Source organism: Streptomyces sp. SDr-06 (assembly GCF_003324565.1).
GTDB lineage: Bacteria > Actinomycetota > Actinomycetes > Streptomycetales > Streptomycetaceae > Streptomyces.
Genome location: NZ_QOLA01000033.1, coordinates 22,838 through 43,979, shown reverse-complemented (window position 1 = coordinate 43,979; position 21,142 = coordinate 22,838). Strand labels below are relative to the sequence as shown.

General features: G+C 74.0%; 15 protein-coding genes. 7 read left to right on the top strand and 8 right to left on the bottom strand.

Features of this window, described 5'->3' with window-relative positions:
• The first annotated feature begins 126 nt into the window (after positions 1-126).
• From DT019_RS36285 to DT019_RS36260, 6 genes are all read left to right on the top strand, one after another.
• Positions 127-3,693 (top strand): serine protease, encoded by a 3,567-nt coding sequence (locus tag DT019_RS36285; RefSeq protein WP_114041261.1) that lies wholly within the window; start codon positions 127-129, stop codon positions 3,691-3,693.
• 44 nt (positions 3,694-3,737) lie between these two features.
• Positions 3,738-4,697, top strand: coding sequence for a bifunctional riboflavin kinase/FAD synthetase (locus tag DT019_RS36280; protein ID WP_114041260.1), 960 nt, complete (start codon positions 3,738-3,740; stop codon positions 4,695-4,697).
• A 182-nt stretch (positions 4,698-4,879) separates the two neighbouring features.
• Complete coding sequence (locus tag DT019_RS36275; protein ID WP_223279941.1) at positions 4,880-5,275, top strand: SAV_915 family protein; 396 nt, start codon at positions 4,880-4,882, stop codon at positions 5,273-5,275.
• On the top strand, positions 5,272-5,574 hold the full coding sequence (locus tag DT019_RS36270; protein WP_114041259.1) for a DUF6317 family protein: 303 nt from the start codon (positions 5,272-5,274) through the stop codon (positions 5,572-5,574). Before DT019_RS36275 ends, DT019_RS36270 begins: the two co-directional genes overlap by 4 nt.
• The gene (locus tag DT019_RS36265) at positions 5,571-6,893 is read left to right on the top strand and encodes a WXG100 family type VII secretion target (protein ID WP_114041258.1); all 1,323 of its coding nucleotides are present in this window, start codon (positions 5,571-5,573) and stop codon (positions 6,891-6,893) included. The genes DT019_RS36270 and DT019_RS36265 overlap by 4 nt, the downstream gene beginning before the upstream one ends.
• Positions 6,871-7,377: a hypothetical protein gene (locus DT019_RS36260; protein ID WP_114041257.1), complete on the top strand. Its 507-nt coding sequence runs from the start codon at positions 6,871-6,873 to the stop codon at positions 7,375-7,377. Before DT019_RS36265 ends, DT019_RS36260 begins: the two co-directional genes overlap by 23 nt.
• On the opposite strand, the gene DT019_RS36255 is transcribed toward DT019_RS36260, so the two are convergent.
• The 8 genes from DT019_RS36255 to eccE form a co-directional block, all read right to left on the bottom strand.
• The gene (locus DT019_RS36255; RefSeq protein ID WP_114041256.1) at positions 7,364-8,356 is read right to left on the bottom strand and encodes an ABC transporter ATP-binding protein; all 993 of its coding nucleotides are present in this window, start codon (positions 8,354-8,356) and stop codon (positions 7,364-7,366) included. The two genes, DT019_RS36260 and DT019_RS36255, sit on opposite strands and share 14 nt — an antisense overlap.
• Positions 8,353-9,321, bottom strand: coding sequence for an ABC transporter ATP-binding protein (locus DT019_RS36250; protein ID WP_114041255.1), 969 nt, complete (start codon positions 9,319-9,321; stop codon positions 8,353-8,355). The genes DT019_RS36255 and DT019_RS36250 overlap by 4 nt, the downstream gene beginning before the upstream one ends.
• Complete coding sequence (locus DT019_RS36245) at positions 9,318-10,226, bottom strand: ABC transporter permease (protein WP_114041254.1); 909 nt, start codon at positions 10,224-10,226, stop codon at positions 9,318-9,320. Before DT019_RS36245 ends, DT019_RS36250 begins: the two co-directional genes overlap by 4 nt.
• A 31-nt stretch (positions 10,227-10,257) precedes the next feature.
• Positions 10,258-11,325 (bottom strand): ABC transporter permease, encoded by a 1,068-nt coding sequence (locus DT019_RS36240; protein WP_114041253.1) that lies wholly within the window; start codon positions 11,323-11,325, stop codon positions 10,258-10,260.
• Positions 11,326-11,328: 3 nt separating this feature from the next.
• Positions 11,329-13,176 carry an ABC transporter substrate-binding protein gene (locus DT019_RS36235; protein ID WP_114041252.1) on the bottom strand — a complete coding sequence of 616 codons (1,848 nt, stop codon included), beginning with the start codon at positions 13,174-13,176 and terminating at the stop codon, positions 11,329-11,331.
• A 218-nt stretch (positions 13,177-13,394) separates the two neighbouring features.
• Positions 13,395-16,964 (bottom strand): SCO5717 family growth-regulating ATPase, encoded by a 3,570-nt coding sequence (locus DT019_RS36230; protein ID WP_223279940.1) that lies wholly within the window; start codon positions 16,962-16,964, stop codon positions 13,395-13,397.
• A gap of 359 nt (positions 16,965-17,323) precedes the next feature.
• Complete coding sequence (locus DT019_RS36225) at positions 17,324-18,058, bottom strand: hypothetical protein (RefSeq protein WP_114041250.1); 735 nt, start codon at positions 18,056-18,058, stop codon at positions 17,324-17,326.
• Complete coding sequence (gene eccE / locus DT019_RS36220; RefSeq protein ID WP_114041249.1) at positions 18,058-19,419, bottom strand: type VII secretion protein EccE; 1,362 nt, start codon at positions 19,417-19,419, stop codon at positions 18,058-18,060. Before eccE ends, DT019_RS36225 begins: the two co-directional genes overlap by 1 nt.
• A gap of 184 nt (positions 19,420-19,603) precedes the next feature.
• Here eccE and eccB point away from each other — a divergent pair, with 184 nt between their 5' ends.
• Positions 19,604-21,130 (top strand): type VII secretion protein EccB, encoded by a 1,527-nt coding sequence (gene eccB, locus DT019_RS36215; RefSeq protein WP_114041248.1) that lies wholly within the window; start codon positions 19,604-19,606, stop codon positions 21,128-21,130.
• The last annotated feature ends 12 nt before the right edge of the window (positions 21,131-21,142 follow it).

Here is a 21,142-nt window from a genome sequence, read left to right as displayed (position 1 = left end):
CTATCCGCCGGGCCTGGGGGATTCACCCCTATGAGCAGGCGCTCGGAGTGAACCACGGGAGCACAGGGGGGCGCTTTCCCGTGACGTTCTTCTCGGGCGGATCACCCCAGAACTACCGTTTCGGACATGGGACGCGGGGCTGGGGGCGAGGGCGGGGAGACGCTCGTACGGATCTGTGATCTGGCCGGGCGCACCCGGGGGACGGGGTTCGTCGCGGACGACCGGGGGACCGTCGTCACCAGTCACGAAGCCGTCGACGGGCTGACCAGAGTGGTGCTGCACGCGCCCGGCGAGCGGACCTGGCTGGCCGAGGCCGAGGACCTCACCCCGCTGCCCGAGGCGGACCTCGCCCTGGTGCGCACCGACGGGCTCGGGGTGCGGCCGCTGCCGATCTCCGCACGCGCCGAGATCCGTACGGGCACCTATCTGCGGGTGGCCGCCCGCGGCTGGCGCGAGGCGCGGGTGCTCGGCACGTCCCCGGTCACCTACACCGCCACCGATCGCTTCCATCTCCTGGGCGGCGTCCTGGAGTTGGCGATCGGGACGGCCGGCAGCGAGGCCATGCGGCTGGGCGGCGAGGCCAGCGGGGGTCCGGTCGTGGACACCGTCACCGGCGCCGTCCTCGGGGTGGTGGGGACCGCGCTGCACGCGGCGCACCAGGCCTCGGGCTTCGCGGTGCCGCTGCGCGCCGAGCACGGCCCGCTCGCCGAACTGCTGCGGCGCAACGCCGCCACCGTGCCCGCCTACGGCCGCGATCTGAACCTGGCGGGTGCGCTCCAGCTCACCGCCACCTCCGTCGGGTCCGTCGGAGGCCCCAGCGCGTGGCAGGACCCCGTCGAACGGCGGTCCACGCGCGCCGGGTTCGAGGCCTTCGCCACCGGGGACGCCCTCGTGCTCGGGCTCGTCGGGGACCCCGGCACCGGGCGCACCACCGAGCTCGCCGCGCTGGCTGGCCGCCGGGCGAGCGGCGCCGCGCCCGCGCCCACCCTGTGGCTGCGCGGCGCCGACCTGCGGGCCGACGACACCTCGGTCGCCGACGCCGTCGGCCGCGCCCTCGACCACGCGGCCCGGATCGTGGCCGCGCCCGAGTCGGGCGACCGGGCCACCCCCGACCGGGTGGCGCGGCTGGCCCGGGACGCCGGGCGCCCCCTGCTCGTCCTGCTCGACGGGCCCGAGGAGATGCCGCCCGTGCTCGCCCACCGGCTCGCCGAATGGACCGCGGGCAGCGTCGAGTGGCTCGGGGCGGCCGGGGTGCGCATGGTGGTGGCCTGCCGGCCCGAGCACTGGGAGCAGGCCGGAGCCCACTACCCCGACGGCGTGCTGCACCCGGCCCACCTGCCCCGGCTGCCCGACGCCGTGCACGTCGGAGACCTCGGGCACGAGGAGGCCGCCCGGGCCCGCGAGCGCTACGGCATCCCGGACGGCGCGCTGGCCGAGCGCGATGCCCGCCACCCGCTGACCCTGCGGCTGCTCGCCGAGGTGCGGGCCGCGCTGCCCGGCGGGATCGGGGGAAGGCCGGACCGCGAGGACGTCTTCTCGGCGCACCTGGACCTGATGTGCCTGCGCATCGCCGTACGCATCGCGGCCGCCGCCCGCCCGCCGGTGCGCGGCGGCGCGGTGCGGCGGCTCGCGGCGCGCGTCGCCGGGCAGGTGCACGAGGCGGCCCGGCGCTGTCTGGGGCCCGGCCAGGGCGAGCTGGACCGGGAGTCCTTCGAGGAGATCTTCCCGTGGCGTACGGGATCCGCCTCCGCGGTGCTCACCGAGGGGCTGCTGGTGCCGGCCGGGTCCGGCTACCGGTTCGCCCACGAGGAGCTGGCCGACTGGGTGCAGGCCGCCCATCTCGACCTGGACGGGGCCCTGTACGCGCTGGTGCACCGCTGGTACGACGAGAGCGAGCCACAGACCGTCGTCCGGCTCCCCTCGCGCCCCGCCCTCAGCGCCGTGCCCGACGGTCACGTGCCGCCCCCGCCGGGCTCGGGGCCCGCCCCCGCCGGGCGCTCCCTGCCGGTGCCCCGCCATCGCATCGGTCCCGTCCTGGAGGCGATGCTACTGCTCGGAAGCAGACATGGCTCCACTCAACTCGCCCTGAAGCTGAAGGAGTTGGTGGAGGCCCTGGACCGGACGCCGGCGGCGGGCGCCGGGCGCGACCGGTTCGCGGACGCCCAGTGGTGGGCGGTCCACCTGCTCGCCGAGACCCTGCTGAGGGTCCCTGACGTACGCCCCTACCAGGAAGTCCTGCGGCTGCTCGCCGACCGGATCAGCCGACGCTCGGTGCGCGAGGGGGGCCCGGCGAAGCTGGGCGCGCTCGGCGAGTTCGGGCCCTGGTTCTGGATGCGGCTGCGGCTCAGCGACGACCGCCGGCTCGAACTGCTGCGGCGGCTGCTGCCCGCCGACGGGGTGCCGGGGGCCGCGCCCGGCTGGGAGCGCTACCTCGACGCGGTCGACCGGCGGCTCGCCGTCGAACCCCGGACCGTGCAGCCGCTGCTGTGCCGCTGGTTCACCGACGAGCGGCCGCTGCCGGTGGCGCCCGGCACCGAGCTGCGGCCCACCGTCGCGCGGGCGGCACAGGCGCTGCTCTACGCGCGCCGGGCGCTGGCCGTCGACGACCTCACCGAGGCGCTCGTGGCGACCGCCCACGTCCGCGCGGAGGAGCTCCTCACCCAGCTCGCCGAGGACGAGCCGTCCGCGCTCTGCCGGGCGGTGGACCGCTGGGCCCATGACGACCGGCCCGAACGGCGGGCCGCGGCCGCGCTCTACGGGCCGCGGGTCGCGCTGGGCATCCGCAGCGCCGCCGACCGCGACCTGCTGCGCTACGCGGCTCTCGCGCTGCTCGCCCGCCCCGCGGACGCCGCGCTGCACGGGGCCGCGCTCGCCCTGCTCGTGCGCGACCCGCACACGCGGGGGCGTTACCTGGAGGAGGCGCTGGCCGCCTTCACCGCCCAGGACCCGGGCATCCCTGCCGCGGCGCTGACCGCCGCCCTCACCACGCACCCCGAGCCCGTCCTCGCCGCCTTCCAGACGCGCCTGCGCCAGGAGGGGGCCGCGGCGGCCGACGTCCTCGACGCGCTCGCGGAGATCAACACCCCGGCGCTCGCCCGGCGCGCCGCCGCCCTCGTGCAGGAGCACGTCGAGCGGCACCCGGAGGCGGCCGGGCACGCGGCGGCCTTCGTGGACCGGCGGCTCGCCCATGGCCCCGCGGCCCGCGCGGTCCTCTTTCCCATGGTGACCAGCCTGTTGCGCGGCCACGCCCACCCCGTACGGCGCGCCCTGGCCCCCGTCCTCGCCGCCCCCGGCACCCGGGCCTCGCGCCCGCTGCGCGCCGAGCTGCTCGACGTGCTCCTGGAATTCGAGCGCCACCAGTCCCGCGACCTCGCCGTGGTGGAGGCGCTGCTCGGGGCCGCGGCGGCCGGTTCGGGGCAGCGGGCCGAGGCGCGCACCCGTGACCTCGTCCACCGCACCGGGCTCCTGTTCGTCCGTACGCCCGAGGGCGCGGCCCGCTTCGACCGGCGGCTGGTCGAGCTGTGCCAGGAGGTGCCGGGCTTCGCCGCGCAGGTCGCGGGATGGCTGATCGAGGCGCCGCACGAGTGGGCCGCGGTGGTCGGTCCGAGCGCCCGCCGCTCGGTGGAGACGCTGGGCAGTCCCATGCCGATGCGATCCCGGGCCGCCGGGCATGGCAGTCTTAGACCTGCATAACGCGTAAGGGTCAACGACGTACACGGGTTCGAGGAGCGGTCACAGTGCAGCGCTGGCGTGGCTTGGAGGACATCCCCCAGGACTGGGGACGCAGCGTCGTCACCATCGGCTCCTACGACGGGGTGCACCGCGGACACCAGCTGATCATCGGGCGGGCCGTGGCGCGCGCCCGTGAGCTGGGCGCGCCCTCCGTCGTCGTCACCTTCGACCCGCACCCGAGCGAGGTCGTGCGCCCCGGCAGCCACCCGCCGCTGCTCGCCCCGCACCACCGGCGCGCCGAACTGATGGCGGAGCTCGGTGTGGACGCGATCCTCATCCTCCCCTTCACCAGCGAGTTCTCGAAGCTCTCGGCCGCCGACTTCGTGGTGAAGGTGCTGGTCGACAAGTTGCACGCGCGGCTCGTCGTCGAGGGCCCCAACTTCCGCTTCGGCCACAAGGCGGCGGGCAACGTCGAGGTGCTGGCCGAGCTCGGCCGCACCTACGACTACGAGGTCGAGGTCATCGACCTGCGGGTGCGCGGCGAGGCGGGCGGCGGCGAGCCGTTCTCCTCCACGCTGACCCGCAGGCTGGTCGGCGAGGGCGACATGGAGGGCGCCGCCGAGATCCTCGGGCGGCCGCACCGCGTCGAGGGCGTCGTCGTGCGCGGCGCCCAGCGCGGCCGTGAGCTCGGCTACCCGACCGCGAACGTCGAGACCCTGCCGCACACCGCGATCCCGGCGGACGGCGTGTACGCGGGCTGGCTCACCGCCGACGGCGAGCGCATGCCCGCCGCGATCTCCGTCGGCACCAACCCGCAGTTCGACGGCACCGAGCGCACGGTGGAGGCGTACGCCATCGACCGCGTGGGGCTCGACCTGTACGGGCTGCATGTCGCCGTCGACTTCCTCGCCTATGTGCGGGGCATGGCCAAGTTCGACTCCATCGAGGACCTCCTCGAGGCGATCGGCAACGACGTGAAGCGCTCCACCGAGCTCATCGAGGCGTACGAGGCCCGGCGGGCTTAGCCCGGTCCGCCGAGGACGCGTCGGCCGGTCAAGTAACGGTCAATCAGTGGCCTGAAACCGTCCAAGTCCTGGCATCCATTGCGCATGGAGGGCAGGGTATGGGCGGTTTTTGGCGTACTGGGGCCGCCGTGCTGCGCGTAGGTTGAGCGCCGATTCAGCCATGTCCCGCAAGGGGGAAACGCGTGGGCGAGCAGCCCGTGTCCCGCCTTCTCGGCCTGGTCGGCGACGCGCCGGCGCAGGCCGCACAGCCAGGTGTACCGCCGTACCGCACCGCGGTGTTCGTGCCGGCCCATCCGCGCTACCCGGGCGGCGGCGCCCCGCCCCGCGTCGACTACGAACTCCTCAAGAACCCCTCGGGCCCGCCCGTGCCGGTCGCGTTCACCCGCCTCTCGGCGCTCGTCGAGGCGCTCGGCCCGGCCCAGCCCTGGGTCGCCGTCTCGCTCGGCCCGTTCACCGAGGCGATGCGGCAGGCCGGGCTGCCCAAGGTGCGGCTCGACCCGGTGGTGGCGCCCGGGGGCCGCAGATGGCGGGCCGAGGATCTGGAACGGGCGTACGGCGGCGAGGAGGGCGCGCGATGAGCGTGGACGTGAGGCTGGTCCTGTCGGACCTGAGCACGATGGCGGCCACCTTCCACACGGAGGCCGAGAACTACCGCAAGATGCACCAGAACGTGAAGCCGGCCGTCGCCGGTTCCGGGGACGCCGGGTGCGACGCGGCGATCAAGGCGATGGCCGACCTGATAGCCGGCCTGCACGACAAGCTGTCGGACCGCCTCGACGACCGCAGCGACAAGGTGAAGTACGCGCACGACTCGATGCAGCGCCACGACATCGACGTGCACGGCCTGTTCGACGACCTGATGAAGGACCGCACATGACGGACAGCTGGGTCGGCGGCGACATCGGCGGGCTGCGCGCCATGGGGGAGGCCTACAAGAAGGCCAAGACCGATCTGGAGTCCGTCGTGAAGCCGCTGAGCGCGTGTGTCGAGGCGCTCGCCAAGGACACCGGATGGCAGGGCGAGTCGGCGGATTCGTTCCGGGCCAAGTGGACCGAGGACGCCATGACGGCCGGAGGCTTCGCCGAGCTGGTCCAGGCGACCGGCCAGATCCTCACCGACCTCGCGGACCACCTCGGCACGGCGGAGTCGGCCCTGCAGAACGCCGAGGATGTCGCCGTGCGGGCCGGCGCGCCAATCCAACCCGGCGGCGTACCCGGCCAGTTGATGACCAGCACCCATCCGGACGCGGCCGGGCAGAAGGCCATCAAGGCCCTCCACGACTACGGCACCGTGCGCGACGAGATCCTGCACACCGCCCAGCAGGCCCGCCTGGACGCGGCCGAGGCCCTGCAGAAGCTCTACGCGGACGACACCGGCGCGGCGGTCTCGCCCGGCGACAAGATCACCGTCGCGGACTACCTGCGCGGCCTGTACGCCTACGACTCCGAGCGGACCCGGGTCAAGGGACACGACGCGGCCGACGCGCTCGACGACGCGAAGAAGCAGGCGGACGACGCGAAGAAGGACCTGCGCGCCGAACGCAAGGCGTGGCAGAAGGAGGGCAAGACCCTCCCCAAGGACGCCGGGGCGCGGGTCGCCTACAAGGACGCGCTGAGCAAGCTCGACAGCCTGGAGGCGGACATCGCCCGGGGCGAGGCGGGCAGTTCGAAACTCCCCTACGACCACGCCCTCAACACCAAGATCGCGGATGTGGCGGACGGCCTGCGGGTGGGCAGGAGCCTGGAGAGCGTTCCGGAGTTCCTGAAGGAGATCCCGGTGGTGGACGTCGCGGCGGCCGCCGCCTGCGGCCTGCTCGAAGCCAAGGACGACCACGACAAGGGGTGGTCCTGGACGCACTCCGTGGTGGTCGACGGAGGGGCGGCGCTCGGCGGGCTCGCGGTCGGCGCGGCCGCCACGGCGGGCGGCGTGGCGCTGGCGGCCAGCGCGGAGATCACCGTGCCGGTGGCCGTGGTCGCGGGGGTCGGCGGCGCCGTGGTCATCGGCGCGACCGACCTGATCGACGAGGGCTTCCACGAGCACTGGAGCGAGGACATCCACGACCACGGCGTCGTGGGCGGCATCTGGCACGGCACCGGCAACGTGCTGTCCAACACCGGAGACGACCTGAAGCGGCTCGGCGACGACGCGGCGGGCCTGGGGAAGAAGGCATGGAATGGGTTCACGGGTCTCTTCTGAGAGCGCGGGGCCCGCGAAACTCCCCATCGTCGGCACCACGTGGTACCGCCGGGGCCCCGCCTACTGGCTGCGCCGCACCGCCTTCGCCGTGTCCATGCTGATCGTGGCGGGCCTGATGTTCGGGGTGACGCTGGACGCGTTCCGCACGGTCGTCGGCGGGCTGAGCGACGGCTGGCGTCACCTCTGCTACGGCCTTCAGGCGGTTGCCTCCACCGGCGCCGCGGGGTGGGGCTGGGCCTCCTACCGCCGTAAGGCGCGCGAAGCCCGGGCGCGGGCCGCGAGCCCTGCGAAGACCCGGCGTCTCCATGACAGCGCGCAGCGTCGGGCGCCGGGCCTGGCCAGCGCGGGCCGACTCCCCGCGCTGTTCCTGCTGCCGTTCATGGCCCCGGTGTTCGCGTGGCTCCTGGGCGTGCTCGTCGCCATGGCCTGCCTGCGCGAACTCCCCTCCGAGGCGGGCGCCCGCGAAGCCCTCAACCAGGTCTGACCGCCGCCGCCCAGTGGCAGGCCACCCGCGCCGCCGTGCCGCCCGCCAGGACCGGCAGGTCCTCGGTGCGGCAGCGGTCGGCCACCCCCGCGCGTTCCGCCTCGCCGGAGGCGAGGACGGGGCAGCGGGCGTGGAAGCGGCAGCCGGACGGGACGCGCGAGGGGTCCGGAGGCTCGCCCGTGAGCACCACCGGATCGCCCGCCGACTCGGGCAGCACCGACAACAGGGCCTGGGTGTACGGGTGTTGGGGGCTCGTCAGGACATCCTCGACGGGGCCCGTCTCCACGATGCGGCCCAGGTACATCACCGCCACCCGGTCCGCGATGTTCCAGGCGAGCCCCAGGTCGTGGGTCACGACCAGCGCGGACAGGCCCAGCTCGTCCCGCAGGCGCAGCAGGAGGGCCAGGATCTCGCCCCGTACCGACGCGTCCAGGGAGGCCACCGGCTCGTCGGCGACGATCAGTTCGGGGGACAGGACGAGCGCGCCCGCGATGACCACGCGCTGGCGCTGGCCGCCCGACAGCTCGTGCGGGTAGCGCAGGAAGAACCGCTCGGGCGGGCGGAGCCCGGCCCGGGACAGCGCCTGCGCCACCAACTCCCGCTCGTCGTGCGGGGATCCGTGGATGCGCAGGCCCTCGGCGACCGCGTCGTACACCGTGTGCCGGGGGTTGAGCGAGCCGCTCGGGTCCTGGAGGACCAGCTGGACCCGTCTGCGGTACGCCTTGAGGGCGCGGGCGTGGTGGTCCAGCGGGCTGCCGTCGAAGGCGACCGTGCCCGCGGTCGGGGTGACCAGGCCGAGCAGGGTCCGGGCGAGCGTCGTCTTGCCGCAGCCCGACTCGCCGACCAGGGCGACGATCTCGCCCGCGCCGACGGTGAGTTCGACGCCGTCGACCGCGCGGGCCGGCGGGGCGCCGCGCCGCCCGGGGAAGGTGACGTGCAGGCCGGTGGCGCTGAGGAGGGGGGTCGTGGTGGTGGTCATGCGGTGCTCCTCGACAGGGACCCGGCGTGCACACAGGCCGCCTTGTGGTCCGGGCCCGCGTCGCGCAGCGGCTGGTCGTCGGCGGCGCAGACGTCCATCGCGACCGGGCAGCGCGGATGGAAGGTGCAGCCCGGCGGCAGCGCGGACGGGTCGGGCGGATCGCCCGGCAGACCGCGCGGCGCGCGGCGCGAGGCCGGGTCCCCGATGCGGGGAAAGGCGGCGGACAGGGCCCGGCCGTAGGGGTGGCGGGCCGCCGTGTACACCTCACGCGCCGGGCCCTCCTCCACGATGCGGCCCGCGTACATCACGGCGAGCCGGTCGCAGGTGTCGGCGAGGACCGCCAGGTCGTGGCTGATCATCATGAGGCTGATGCCCTGGTCGGCCACCAGGCGCTCGATCAGGCGCAGGATCTGGGCCTGGATCATCACGTCCAGGGCCGTCGTCGGCTCGTCCGCGACGATCAGCTCCGGGGCGCAGGCGAGCGCCATCGCGATCATCACGCGCTGGCGCTGGCCGCCGGACAGCTCGTGCGGGTGGGCGTCCGCGCGGGCGGCCGGCAGGCCGACCTGTTCGAGGAGTTCGGCCACCCGCGCGCGGGCCCCGGCCGGGGTGGCCAGGCCGTGCAGCAGGATCGGCTCGGCGATCTGGTCGCCGATGCGGTGCACGGCGTTCAGCGAGTGCATCGCCCCCTGGAAGACGATGGAGGCGCCCGCCCAGCGCACGGCCCGCAGCCGCCCCCACCTCATGGTGAGGACGTCCTCGCCGTCGAGCAGCACCGATCCGGTCAGCCGCGCCGACGCGGGCAGCAGCCGCAGCAGCGCCATCGCCAGGGTGGACTTCCCGCACCCCGACTCGCCCGCGACGCCCAGCTTCTGGCCGGGTGCGATCGTCAGGTCCACCCCGCGCACGGCCGCCGCGCCGGTCCCGTACGTGACGTACAGGTCCTTGATCTCCAGCAGGCTCATCGGGCCCCCAGCTTCGGGTTCAGTACCGCCTCGACGGCGCGGCCGCAGAGCGTGAAGGAGAGGGCCACCAGGGCGATCGCGATGCCCGGCGGGGCCAGGTACCACCAGTGGCCGGAGGAGACCGCGCCCGCCTCGCGGGCGTCCTGGAGCATGCCGCCCCAGGACACCACCGTCGGATCGCCCAGGCCCAGGAAGGCGAGGGTGGCCTCGGTGAGGATGGCGTTGGAGATGCCGAGCGTGGTCTGCGCGAGGACCAGCGGCATCACGTTCGGCAGGACGTGCCGGTTCATGATGTGGCCGTGGCCGCCGCCGAGCGCGCGGGCCCGTTCGATGTAGGGCCGCGACTCGACCGCGATGGTCTGCGCCCGCACCAGGCGGGCCGTCGTCGGCCAGGACGTCACGCCGATGGCCAGGATCACCGTCCATACGCTGTGCGACATGACGGTGGCCAGCACGATCGCGAGGACGAGGGTGGGCATCACCAGGAACCAGTCGGTGATCCGCATCAGGGCCGTGGAGAGCCAGCCGCCGTAGTGCCCGGCCAGAATCCCGACCAGGGTGCCGATCGCCACGCTCAGGGCGGCCGCGAGCAGCCCCACCGCGAGCGAGATCCGGGCGCCCCAGATCAGCAGCCCCAGCAGCGAGCGGCCGAACTGGTCGGTGCCGAGCGGGAACTGGCGGCTCGGGGAGGCGAGGGCGGTGCCGCTCGCGCCGGTCACGCTCTGGACGTCCCCGCCCACCGTGAGCGGCGCGGAGAGCGCGATCAGCGCGATGAGGGCGAGCCCCGCCAGACCGTACAGTCCGGCCCGATGGGTGCGGTAGGAGCGCCAGAAGCGTGCCAGGGAGTCCCGGCGGCGCGCCCAGGCCAGCGAGCCGGCCTTCTCGGGAGCGGTGGTCGTGCTCATGGGGCAACCCCGTTCCCGTACGCGGTCGTCGTCATCGGCCCACCCGGGGGTCGAGCAGCGGATACAGCAGGTCGGCCAGGAGGTTCATCACGATCATCGCGCCCGCGAAGACCACGAAGAGGCCCTGCACCAGCGGGAGATCGGGCACGCTCAGCGCCTGGTAGAAGAGGCCGCCCAGGCCCGGCCAGGAGAACACCGTCTCCACCAGGATCGAACCGGCCGCCACATGGCCCAGATTGATGAACAGCATCGTCACCGTGGGCAGCAGGGCGTTCGGCACCGCGTGGTGGCGGCGCACCGCGGCGTCGCGCAGGCCCTTGGCGCGGGCCGTCGTCAGGTAGTCGCCGCCCATCTCGTCGAGCAGCGAGGACCGCATGACGAGCAGGGTCTGCGCGTACTGCACCGCGACCAGGGTGAGGACCGGCAGCACCATGTGGTGCGCCACGTCCAAGACGTACGCGAAGCCCGTCGTGTCGCCCGACTCCATGCCGCCGGTCGGGAACAGGCCCGGGATCGGGCCCGCGCCCACCGAGAACGTGATGATGAGCAGAAGGCCCAGCCAGAACGAGGGCACCGACCACAGCGTCAGCGCGAGCCCCGTGTTGAACCGGTCGCCGAGCCCGCCCCGGCGCCAGGCCGAGCGGGTGCCCAGCCAGATGCCGAGCGCCGAGTACAGGACGACGGCGGTCCCGGTCAGGAGCAGTGTCGCCGGGAGCTTCTCGGCGATGAGCGAGCCGACCGGCGCGTGGAACTGGTACGAGGTGCCCAGGTCCCCGGTCAGCGCCTTGCCGCAGAAGTCCGTGAACTGCCGCCACACCGGCAGGTCGAGCCCGAACTGGGCGCGCAGATTGGCCAGTTGCTCGGCGGAGACCTGGCGGCCGTGGGTCATGGTGCGGACCGGGTCGCCGGGGATGATCCTGAACAGGAAGAAGCTGGTGACCAGGACGGCGAACAGGGAGACCACCGCCCCGACCAGCTTGCCGCCCGCATGGCGCAGATAGGTGAGCGCCGGGCTCGCGGCCGCGAAGCGGCGGCCGCGCGGCTCGGTGCGTGCCTCGGCGACCACCGCGGGGGTGTCGGCCGAACTCGCTGTCGTCATGGCCTACTCGCGGTCGTCGGCGCCGGCCCGGCGGCGCAGGACGAGGAACGAGCCGATCCCGGCCAGGACGACGACGCCCGCCACGATGCCGAGGACGACCACCCCCGACGAGCCGCCGCCCGACTTCGCGGACGAGCCGGCCGCCGGGACCGCCGACCACCAGCTCCAGTAGCCGTCCTGTCCGTAGATGTTGCCCGCGGCCTCGGGCATCGTCGTGATCGACCTGATCTGGTCGGTGCGGTACGCCTCGACCGCGTTGGGGTACGCCATGACGTTCATGTACCCGGTGTCGTACAGCCGCGACTCCATCTGCTGGACCAGGTCCGCCCGCTTGGCGGTGTCGTACTCGGCCGACTGCCGCGCGTACAGCTCGTCGAAGCGTTTGTCGCAGATGAAGTCGTCCGTCTGGCCGGTCGCCCTGGGGGTCGCGGGCAGCGCGGCGCAGGTGTGGATGGACAGGACGTAGTCCGGGTCGGGGTTGACCGAGTAGCCGTCCAGGGCGAGGTCGTACTCGCCGGCGGTCCACGGGTCGGTGACGTTGTCGACGCACTGCACCGTCAGGCCGATGCCGAGCTTGCCCCACCACTCCTGGAGGTACTTGCTCACCGCCTTGTCCTCCGGGTACGTGGCGTGGCACAGCAGCCGCAGACCGAGCGGCTTGCCGTCCTTGCCGACCCGCTTGCCGTCGGCGCCCGCCCGGTAGCCCGCCTCGTCGAGCAGCGAGGCCGCCTTCGCCGGGTCGTACGCGATCTTCTGGGCCGGGGCCGGCTTCCAGAAGTACGGGGCGAACCGGGGCGGGATGTAGCCCTCGCCCTCCACCGCGTGGCCCTGGAACACCTTGTCGACGAGCGTCTTGCGGTCGACGCCCGCGAACAGCGCCTGGCGCACCTTGGGGTCGAGCAGCGCGGGGTTGCCGTCGCCGAACTTCTGGCCGTCCTTGGACTGCGCGCCGGGGTTGGTGGCGAGCGCGAAGAAGCGTCGCCCGGGAGCGTCGTTGACCTTGATGTCCGGCGCCGAACCCAGGGAACTCGCCTGCGCGGGCGTCAGGTTGGAGACGAACGACACCTCGCCCTTGCGCAGCGCCGCGACCGCCGCGTCATTGTCCTTGTAGTACTTGAAGACCAGCTCGTCGAACTTGGGCGCGCCCCGCCAGAAGGCCTTGTTCGGCCTGAGCCTGAGGTACTGGTCGACCTTGTAGTCGGTCAGGACGAAGGGCCCGTTGCCGACGACCGGGAACACCTTGTCGTTGTTGAACTTGGTGAAGTCGCCGACCTTCTCCCACACGTGCTGCGGCACGATCGGCACGTCCAGCGCCGTCATCGTCGCCTGGGGCTGCTTGAGTTCGACGACGAGCGTGGCCGGGTCGGGGGCGGTGACCTTCTTGAAGTTCGCGACGAAGCTGCCGTTGGCGGTGGCCGCGCCCTTGTCGGTCATCATCTTGTTGAACGTCCAGGCGGCGTCCTGCGCGGTGGCCTGGACGCCGTCCGACCACTTCGAGTCCTTGCGGATCGTGTACGTCCACGTCAGCTTGGACGGCGAGGCCTGCCAGGAGGTGGCGAGGCCCGGGACCGGGTGCCCGTCCTTGGGGTCGTAGTTCGTCAGGTACTCGTACATCAGCCGGTGCACGCTGGTACTGATCACGCGCTGGGCGAGGAAGGGACTCAGGGAGTCGACGCTCTGGGAGACCGCGACGGTGAGGACCTTCTCGCCGCCCTTGGCGTCGTCGGCCGCCGCACCCTGGGCGCCGAGCACGGCCCCGGCCGCCAGGACGAGGACGGCGGCGCCCGCGGCCGTCAGGCGGCGCGGCCGCGACGGCCGCGGGGACTTCGGCGATGGAGCTGTTCTTGCCATGGGACGGTGACCTCGCGTCATCACTCGCACGGAAAAGCAGGGTTGATCGCAGGTTGAGCGCCGGTTGAACAGGAGGTGGCGGCCGTTTTGGCGCAGGTCTACCAGCGGTGGTCTAGACGTGTCAACGGCGCATCGCAGGCCATTTGGTCTGCGAAAACGCCAGAGGGCCCGCACCGTTCGAACGGTGCGGGCCCTCATTGGTCCAGTCCTGTGACGCCTTACTGCTGAGGGGCTGACGGCGGCTGCGGAGCGTGTCCGCCGCCGTCCTGCCCGGGCCATCCGGCCGGGGGGACGGGCCCCTGCGACTCCGGCTGCCCCGGGCCGCCTTCACCCGGCGCGGGCAGCGGCTGCGGCGGCTGGAGCTGCCACTCGGACGGCTGCTGCGGGGCCGCGGGGTAGGGCTGGCCGGGGGCGGGCTGCCCCGGCTGGGCCCCGTACGGCTGCCCGGGGAACGGCTGGCCGGGCTGCGGCGGGCCCGGGTGGGGCTGAGCCTGCTGCGGGAACGGCTGACCGGGCTGCGGCGGGCCCTGCTGGGGGTACGGCTGTACCGGCGCGGGCTGCCCCTGTGCCGGGTAGGGCTGCTGCCCGGGGTGCGGCTGGGGCTGCCCGGGGTGGAAGGGCTGGCCCGGCGCGGGCTGAGGCTGGCCCTGCTGCGGGAACGGCTGGCCGGGCGCGCCCTGCTGACCAGGCATCGGCGGGGCCATGTGCGGAGGCGGGTTGAGGCCGTCGCCCGTCCACAGCCCTTGCTGCTGCTGAGCCCGTACGAAGTCCTCGGCCACCATCGCCGAGAGGTTGAAGTACGCCTCCCGGGTCTTGGGCCGCATCATGTCGAGATCCACCTCGGCACCCGCCGCCAGGTGCTCGTCGAACGGCACCACGACCACGCCGCGGCAGCGCGTCTGGAAGTGCTGCACGATGTCGTCCACCTTGATCATCTTCCCGGTCTCGCGGACCCCGGAGATGACGGTGATGGAACGCTGCACGAGGTCGGAGTAGCCGTGCGCGGAGAGCCAGTCGAGCGTGGTCGAGGCGCTGGACGCACCGTCCACGGACGGCGTCGAGATGATGATCAACTGGTCGGCGAGGTCGAGCACCCCACGCATCGCCGAGTACAGCAGACCCGTACCCGAGTCGGTGAGGATGATCGGGTACTGCTTGCCGAGCACGTCGATCGCGCGGCGGTAGTCCTCGTCGTTGAACGTCGTGGACACGGCCGGGTCGACGTCGTTCGCGATGATCTCCAGGCCGGACGGCGCCTGCGAGGTGAACCGGCGGATGTCCATGTACGAGTTGAGGTACGGGATCGCCTGGACCAGGTCGCGGATGGTGGCCCCGGTCTCGCGCCGCACCCGGCGGCCGAGCGTGCCGGCGTCCGGGTTGGCGTCGATCGCCAGGATCTTGTCCTGCCGCTCGGTGGCCAGGGTCGCGCCCAGCGCGGTCGTCGTGGTGGTCTTGCCGACGCCGCCCTTCAGCGAGATGACCGCGATCCGGTAGCAGGACAGGACCGGGGTGCGGATGAGGTTGAGCTTCTGCTGCCGCTCGGCCTCCTCCTTCTTGGCCCCGAACTTGAAGCGCGAGGCTCCGGCGGCCGGGCCCCGGCTGCTCTTCGCCTTCGGCTTGTTGTTGCGCAGCAGCCGGTCGGAGGACAGCTCGACGGCGGCGGTGTACCCGAGCGGAGCGCCCGGCATCGACCGCTCCCGCTGGTCGTGCGTCACGGGCGACGGCCAGGCGGCACCGGTCCGCGGATCCACCGGCGGCGCGGCCTGGAGCCCCGGCAGGGGCTGCGGTCCGGGGTGCCCCTGTGGTCCGGGCTGAACCTGCGGGTGGGCCGGCCCCTGCGGCCCGGGCTGAACCTGCGGAGGAAGGGCACCTTGGGCGGGCCCCGGCTGGGGCTGCGGCAGGGCCTGCGACCCGACCGGAGGGTTGGCTCCGGGCTGGGGGAAGCCGTAGCCGCCTTGCTGGGCGGGGGCGTCGGGGGTGCCGGTGGGGACCGCCGGGGGGTTGGCTCCCGGTGGCGGGAACCCGTAACCAGCCCCCTGGGCAGGGGCGTTGGGCGCGTCGGCCGGTGCCGCCCCCTGGTGGGGGAATCCGTACCCGTTCTGCTGGGCGGGTGCGGTGGGGGCGCCGGTGGGCGCCGCCGGGGGGGTGGCCTCCGGTCGCGGGAACCCGTAACCAGCCTGCTGGGCAGGGGCGGAGGCCGCTGCCTGGGGGTCGGCTCCGGGCTGGGGGAGCCCGTGGCCGCCTTGCTCGGCATGTGCGTTCGGGGCGTCGGCCGGTGCCGCCCCCTGGTGGGGGAAGCCGTAACTCCCTTGCGGCGCCGCAGAGTTGGGGGCGGGCGGCGTGGGCCCCGGCTGGGCCTGGTGCGGGAAGCCGTACCCGTTCTGCGGCTGGGGCTGCTGCTGCCACGCGGGGGCCGGGGCGCCCGGAGCCGGGTACGGGCCCGGATTCGGCTGCGCTTGGCCCGGCCACTGAGGCGTCGCGGTGGGCGCGGCGGGCTGGAACGCCGGGGGCAGCGGAGGCAACCCGGGCTGCGGACCGGCCGCGGCGGCCCACGGCTGGTCGGCCGGGGGCGCGTCCTGCGGCTCCGGCGCGGAGGCGTCCGACGGCACGGCGTCGGCGACCGGCGCGGCATCCGCGACGGGGGCCGCGAACGGAGCCGGAACGGCATCGGCGATCGGGGCCGCGTCCGCGGCCGCCGCGGGATCGGTGTCCTGCGCCGCGTCCGGCGCGGGCGCGGCATCCGCGACCGGCGCGCGTCCCGCTTCGGCCGCCTCAGCGGTCGCGGGGGTGGCGGCGTCCGCAGGGGCGGCATCGACCGGTTCAGACGTGTGGGCGGGTGTGCCGTCGGTGGGCGCGGCGTCCTGGCGCGGGGAAGCGTCCCCGCCGTCGTGGGGCGCGTCGGCTCCGTCGGTGCCATCGGCTCCACGCGCATCGTCAGCCGAAGTGACGGGCGCGTCGGGCGACTTGGCGGGCTCGGGCGTCTCCTCGGCGTCGGACGACGCGCCGGTCGACGTGCCAGTGGACGCGTCGGTCGATGTGGCGCCGGAGGGCGCGTCGGCGTCGGCCGGGTCCGAGGAGTCGGGGGAAGCCGCAGGGCGGTCCTGGGCGTCGGCGGATTCCGCGTCGGCGTCGTTGTCGCGCGCCGCGTCCGTCGTCTGCGCCTCGGGGGCCTCGGTCGTGGGCGACGGTGCCTGGGCGGCGCTGTCGGGGGCCTCGGCCGACGGGGCGTCAGGGGTCGCGGCGGTCACCGGCGCGGTCTCGCCGCGTGCCGCGGCCGCCGCCGCTTCGAGCTGCTCGAACTCCCGCTTCAGCGCGGAGGGGGAGAAGCGCATGGTGGCGCCGCTCTCGATGTCGCCGCCGCCGAAGGCCTGGCCCTGGTCCGCGGGCCGGTTGGCCTCGGGCGCGGGTGGCGCGGGTGCCGGGAAGGCGGGCGGGGGAGTGGGGGAGGCCGTGGGCGCCGGGCCCGGAGGCGGCGGCGTGGCGCCCCAGTTCGGCTGGAACCCGCCGCCCTGCGGCAGCCCGGGCACGTCGAGGGGCGGCCCGGCCGGCGGCGGGGGCGGCAGCGGAACTCCCTGGGCGACGCCCTGCTCGGCGGCCGGAGCCGGAGCCGGAGCCGGAGCCGGGGCTGGGGCCGGGGCCGGGGCGGGAGTGTTCTGCGCGCCCTGGGTGTACCAGGCAGGCGGGGTGTAGTCGATGGTGAACTCACCCGTGGTCTCGGGATCGGCGTCGGACCGATTCTCGTCGCGCGCGTTCCCGCCGGTGCGGAACTGGTCCTGGTCGCTGTTCACCGGTTTCCTTTCGTTCGCCTGTGACCGGGTGTAGGCCGTGGGGTTCATTGGCATGTACGGGCCGGGGTGGGGCAGCCCCTGTGCGGTGGGCGCGCGATCGTGCGCCTCGCCCGCCCCTTGTCCGCGACGAGTGCCGCGCCCTCCGGAGGTACGGATGACACGCGCTCGCCGTGGAGTCCCTGCCCCCGGTCCGTCCCACCCTAATCGTCGGCAATACCGCCGGGGCAGGCCCGGCCACCCCGGGCTCCTGTCCCTTTCGTCACCCTCGCCTCAGGAGTGACGCCGAAGTGACCGGCCGGGGGCGGAGCGTGGTGGGCGAATCGGTCAGATCAGGTCAACTTTCGCCCTGGTATCGCTGTTCAGTCGACCCGTCGGGCGTTCCCCAACAATCCGGTCTCGGTGTCGGTGGCCTGGGTCATCGCGAAGGAGCGGTCGCGCTCGTTGCACCAGAGCGTGACGCCGTCCGCGAGCGTCGAGAGGGTTTCCTGTTCCGTGCGCGGCAGATTCATGATGCGGCCCAGCTGCGCGGCCTCGTCCGGCGAGACGCGCTGCACCCCGACGAGCCGCGCCTGGCGCACCAGGCGGGGCGCGACCGGGCTGAGGTAGGGGAGCAGGGTGAGCACCGCCTGCCAGGGCGCCGACACCACGCGGCCGCGCGGCGGACGCATGCCGCAGTCCCGCACCACGAGCACCGGCTCACCGGCCGAGGCGCCGAGCGGGGGCACCCGGCCCACGTCGTGCACGGTCATGCCGCTCTGACTGGCGATCGCGTGCACCAACTGGGCCCAGGCCTGCGGCCGGCCGGTCTCGACCGCGACCCGTATGCCCGTCGCCGCTGCCCGCAGTGCGAGCACCTGGGCCGTCCACAGGCCGCCGATCAGCACGATGTCGTACGCCGTCGGCCGGCTCACCCCGAGCACCGCGGGCCGCCCCTCGGCGTCCACTCCGACGACCACCCCGTCGTCCCCGATCGGCAGGGCCAGGGTGTCCAACTGCTCGGTGGGCAGGGTGTGCCGGCGGTGGCGGGGGCCGATGAGGCCGAAGCCGGTGCGCAGGTCCCCGAGCGGACCTGTCGTCGATGTCGTCGTGGCCATCAGCGGGCGCCTCCGAACGGCAGGGTGGCGAGCATGCCGGGCAGCTGCTCGTGGTCCAGCGGCACGATCTGGGCCTTCGCCCGGCGCGCCGAGCCCTCCAACTCCTGGCGGGCCGTGCCCAGTTCGGCCTCGCTGCGGCCGGTCACCCTGAGGTGACCGCTGATGCTGCTCTCCTGGGGGCCGGTGCGGGCGATGGTGAGGCTGAAGGTGGTCGCGAGCGCGGGCACCGCGGTCAGCAGGGCCACCAGGTGCGGCAGTCCCGCGGAGCCGGAGCCCGCGTCCATCCTCGGCCAGCGCCGCACCCAGTACGTCGTGTGCCGGCGGTTGTCGCAGCGCCAGGAGCGCGCCGACTCCTCGGTGCGCCGCTGGGGCGCCTCCGCGCGGCCCGCCTGCGCCGTCACCAGCGGATTGGCGCACGCCGAGGTGGCCACCGCGTCCGCGAGCTCCTCCTCGGTGAGCACGGTGGCGCGCAGCCCCGCCCCGGTCAGCCGGCTCGCCAGGTGGAGCGCGGCGCGCGCCGCACACTTGCGGGCGCCTTCCAGGCCGCCGCCGCGCGCGGCGACCGCCTCGGGGCACAGCTCCGGGTTGAGCTTCAGCGCGATCCAGGTGATGCGGACGGCGGGCGAGGCCGTCTGGGCGTGCAGCGGCGCGTAGTTGGTGACGGCCAGCGACTGCTGGGGCAGCCGCAGCGCGGGCGCGGGCTGGGTGTGCAGCAGGACCTGCGCCGACTCGAGCCGGATGTCGTCCACTTCGAGGGCGTCGCGCACCAGGGCGATGGGCAGCGGACGCTGCCCCCGGTCGACGCGGAGCGCCGTCGCGTCCGACTCCACCTGGAGGACGACGGTGAGGAAGCCGCCGTCGCCGATCATCCCGATCGGCCGCTGGTCCCGGTCGCCGTGGCTGTACGTACGCAGCGTGGGATCGCACTCCACGGCCGGGGCCAGGCCGGGAAGGGTGCCGGGCGGCACGGCGAGGGTGGCCGCCCGCCGCCGTCGCGCGCGCAATGCCCAGGCGGTGCCCAGCCATTCGGGCAGCGAGCGCCCTCTGCGGCGTACCACCGCGAGCAGCACGAGGGCCGGCGCAAGGATGCCCGCGGGCACCAGCGCCATGGGGTGGACGACCCACGCGGCGAGCAGCAGGGCGGCGGCCGACTCGATCAGAATTAGCTGTTGCAGACGAAACGAACCAAAGCGTCCGGAACGGGACTTGAGGTGAGGGGTGACCGGTCCCGGGGCCGCGCCCGGCGCCGCCGGACGGACCGGAGCGGGCGGTTCCGCACGCCGCGCGGAGCGGGAGTCCGCGCCGCTCGGAGCACCGGATCGTTCACGGGAGCGCGACCGCGTCCCTGTCGCCGAAACCATCCCCGAACCCCCCGAACTCCTCGAAAACCCCTGGCCAGTAGGGCCCTTGAGGACCCGTCCACCCTACCCGCCCCAGGCGTACGATCACGTAACAGGCATAGTAGGGGGCCGGTCTGACAACGAGGGGCGGGGGACGGGCTCCCCGACGGCTCCGCACGGGGACAACGGAGAAACTCGGACACTCATGGCATCACGGCGGGACGAGCTCAACGCGTACACCTTCGCGAAGCGTCGCACGCTCGCGGCGTTCATCCAGCCCTCCCCGACGGGCTCGGAAGAGGGGGCTCCACGTCCGCTGCACGCCGTGCTGCCGGGCGGCATCGTGGCAGTGGTGCTGCTCGCCGCGTTCGGGGCGTGGGGGATGTTCAAGCCCACCGCGCCGCCCGGCTGGGACACCCCGGGCGAGAAGGTGATCATCGCCAGCAAGTCCACCACCCGTTACGTCGTGCTGACCACCGACGGCAAGAAGGAACTGCACCCGGTCCTCAACATGGCGTCCGCGAAACTCCTGCTCGACCCGGCCAAGGGCCAGGTCGTCAACGTGGACGAGTCCGTCCTGGACAAGGGCTCCCTGACGCACGGCGCCACCCTCGGCATCCCGTACGCGCCCGACCGCCTGCCCTCTGCCGACGAGGCCGGATCCGCCAAGCGCTGGGCGGTCTGCGAGCGCCCCGGCGACGGCGGCCGCGCCATCCAGAAGGCGGCCTTCGTCCTCGCCGACCGCGACCAGAAGCGCACCGACGGCGCCGAGCGGCTCACCGGCGGCGAGCTGATGTACGTCGTGGGGCCGGACAACAAGACGCGTTACGTGGTGGACGCGCAGGGCACCAAGTACCAGGTCGGTTCCGACGAACTCCTGCTGCGCGCCCTCGTCGGCGCCGGCCGCGACCCCGAGCGGGTGTCCAGGGAGTGGCTGGAGACCCTCCGTTCGGGTGATCCCATCGCCTTCCCCCGGATCGAGGGGAAGATCGGCGGCGCGGCGGGGGTGGCCGGTGGCCTGGCCCCCGAGGCGAACCGGATCGGCATGGTGCTGAAGGCGCCCAACGGCGCGGGCACGCAGTACTACGTGGTCCAGCAGGGCAAGGTCTCGCCGGTTTCCGACTTCACCGCGAAGCTGCTCCTCTACAGCCGCGACCTGCGCGGGCTGATGAAGACGGGACAGGCGACGGAGACCAACGCGGCCGCGTTCACCCCCGAGGCCACCGAGTTCGCGCCCCGCAAGAACTGGCCGCGCCGGATGCCGGTCGCCGTCAACGACGCTGGCACCGCCAACGGCAGCCGCAACACGGTGTGCAACGTGCTGCGCGACGTGAACAAGGACAACGGCGAGACCACCATGAGCACGTGGGCGGGCACCGACTTCCCGGCGCCGCTGCCCACCGGTTCGAGCAGCGCGTACGTGACGCCCGGCTCCGGCCAGCTCTTCCGCCAGATCCAGGGCTCCGAGACCAAGGCGGGCGGCGTCTTCCTGGTGACCGACACGGGGCTGCGCTACGCGATGCAGTCCAACAGCGACAGTGCCGACGGCGATTCGGGCGCGGGCCTGACCGCCGACCAGCGCAAGCAGCTCGACCAGGAGGCCCAGCAGGCCCAGACCCGGCTCGGCTACGCCAAGTCCGAGCCGGCGCCGATCCCGATCAGCTGGTCCACGTTCCTGCCCACCGGCCCCCGCCTGTCCACCGGGGCCGCGCGCCAGCCCCAGGGTTCGTGAGGGGCGACCGGA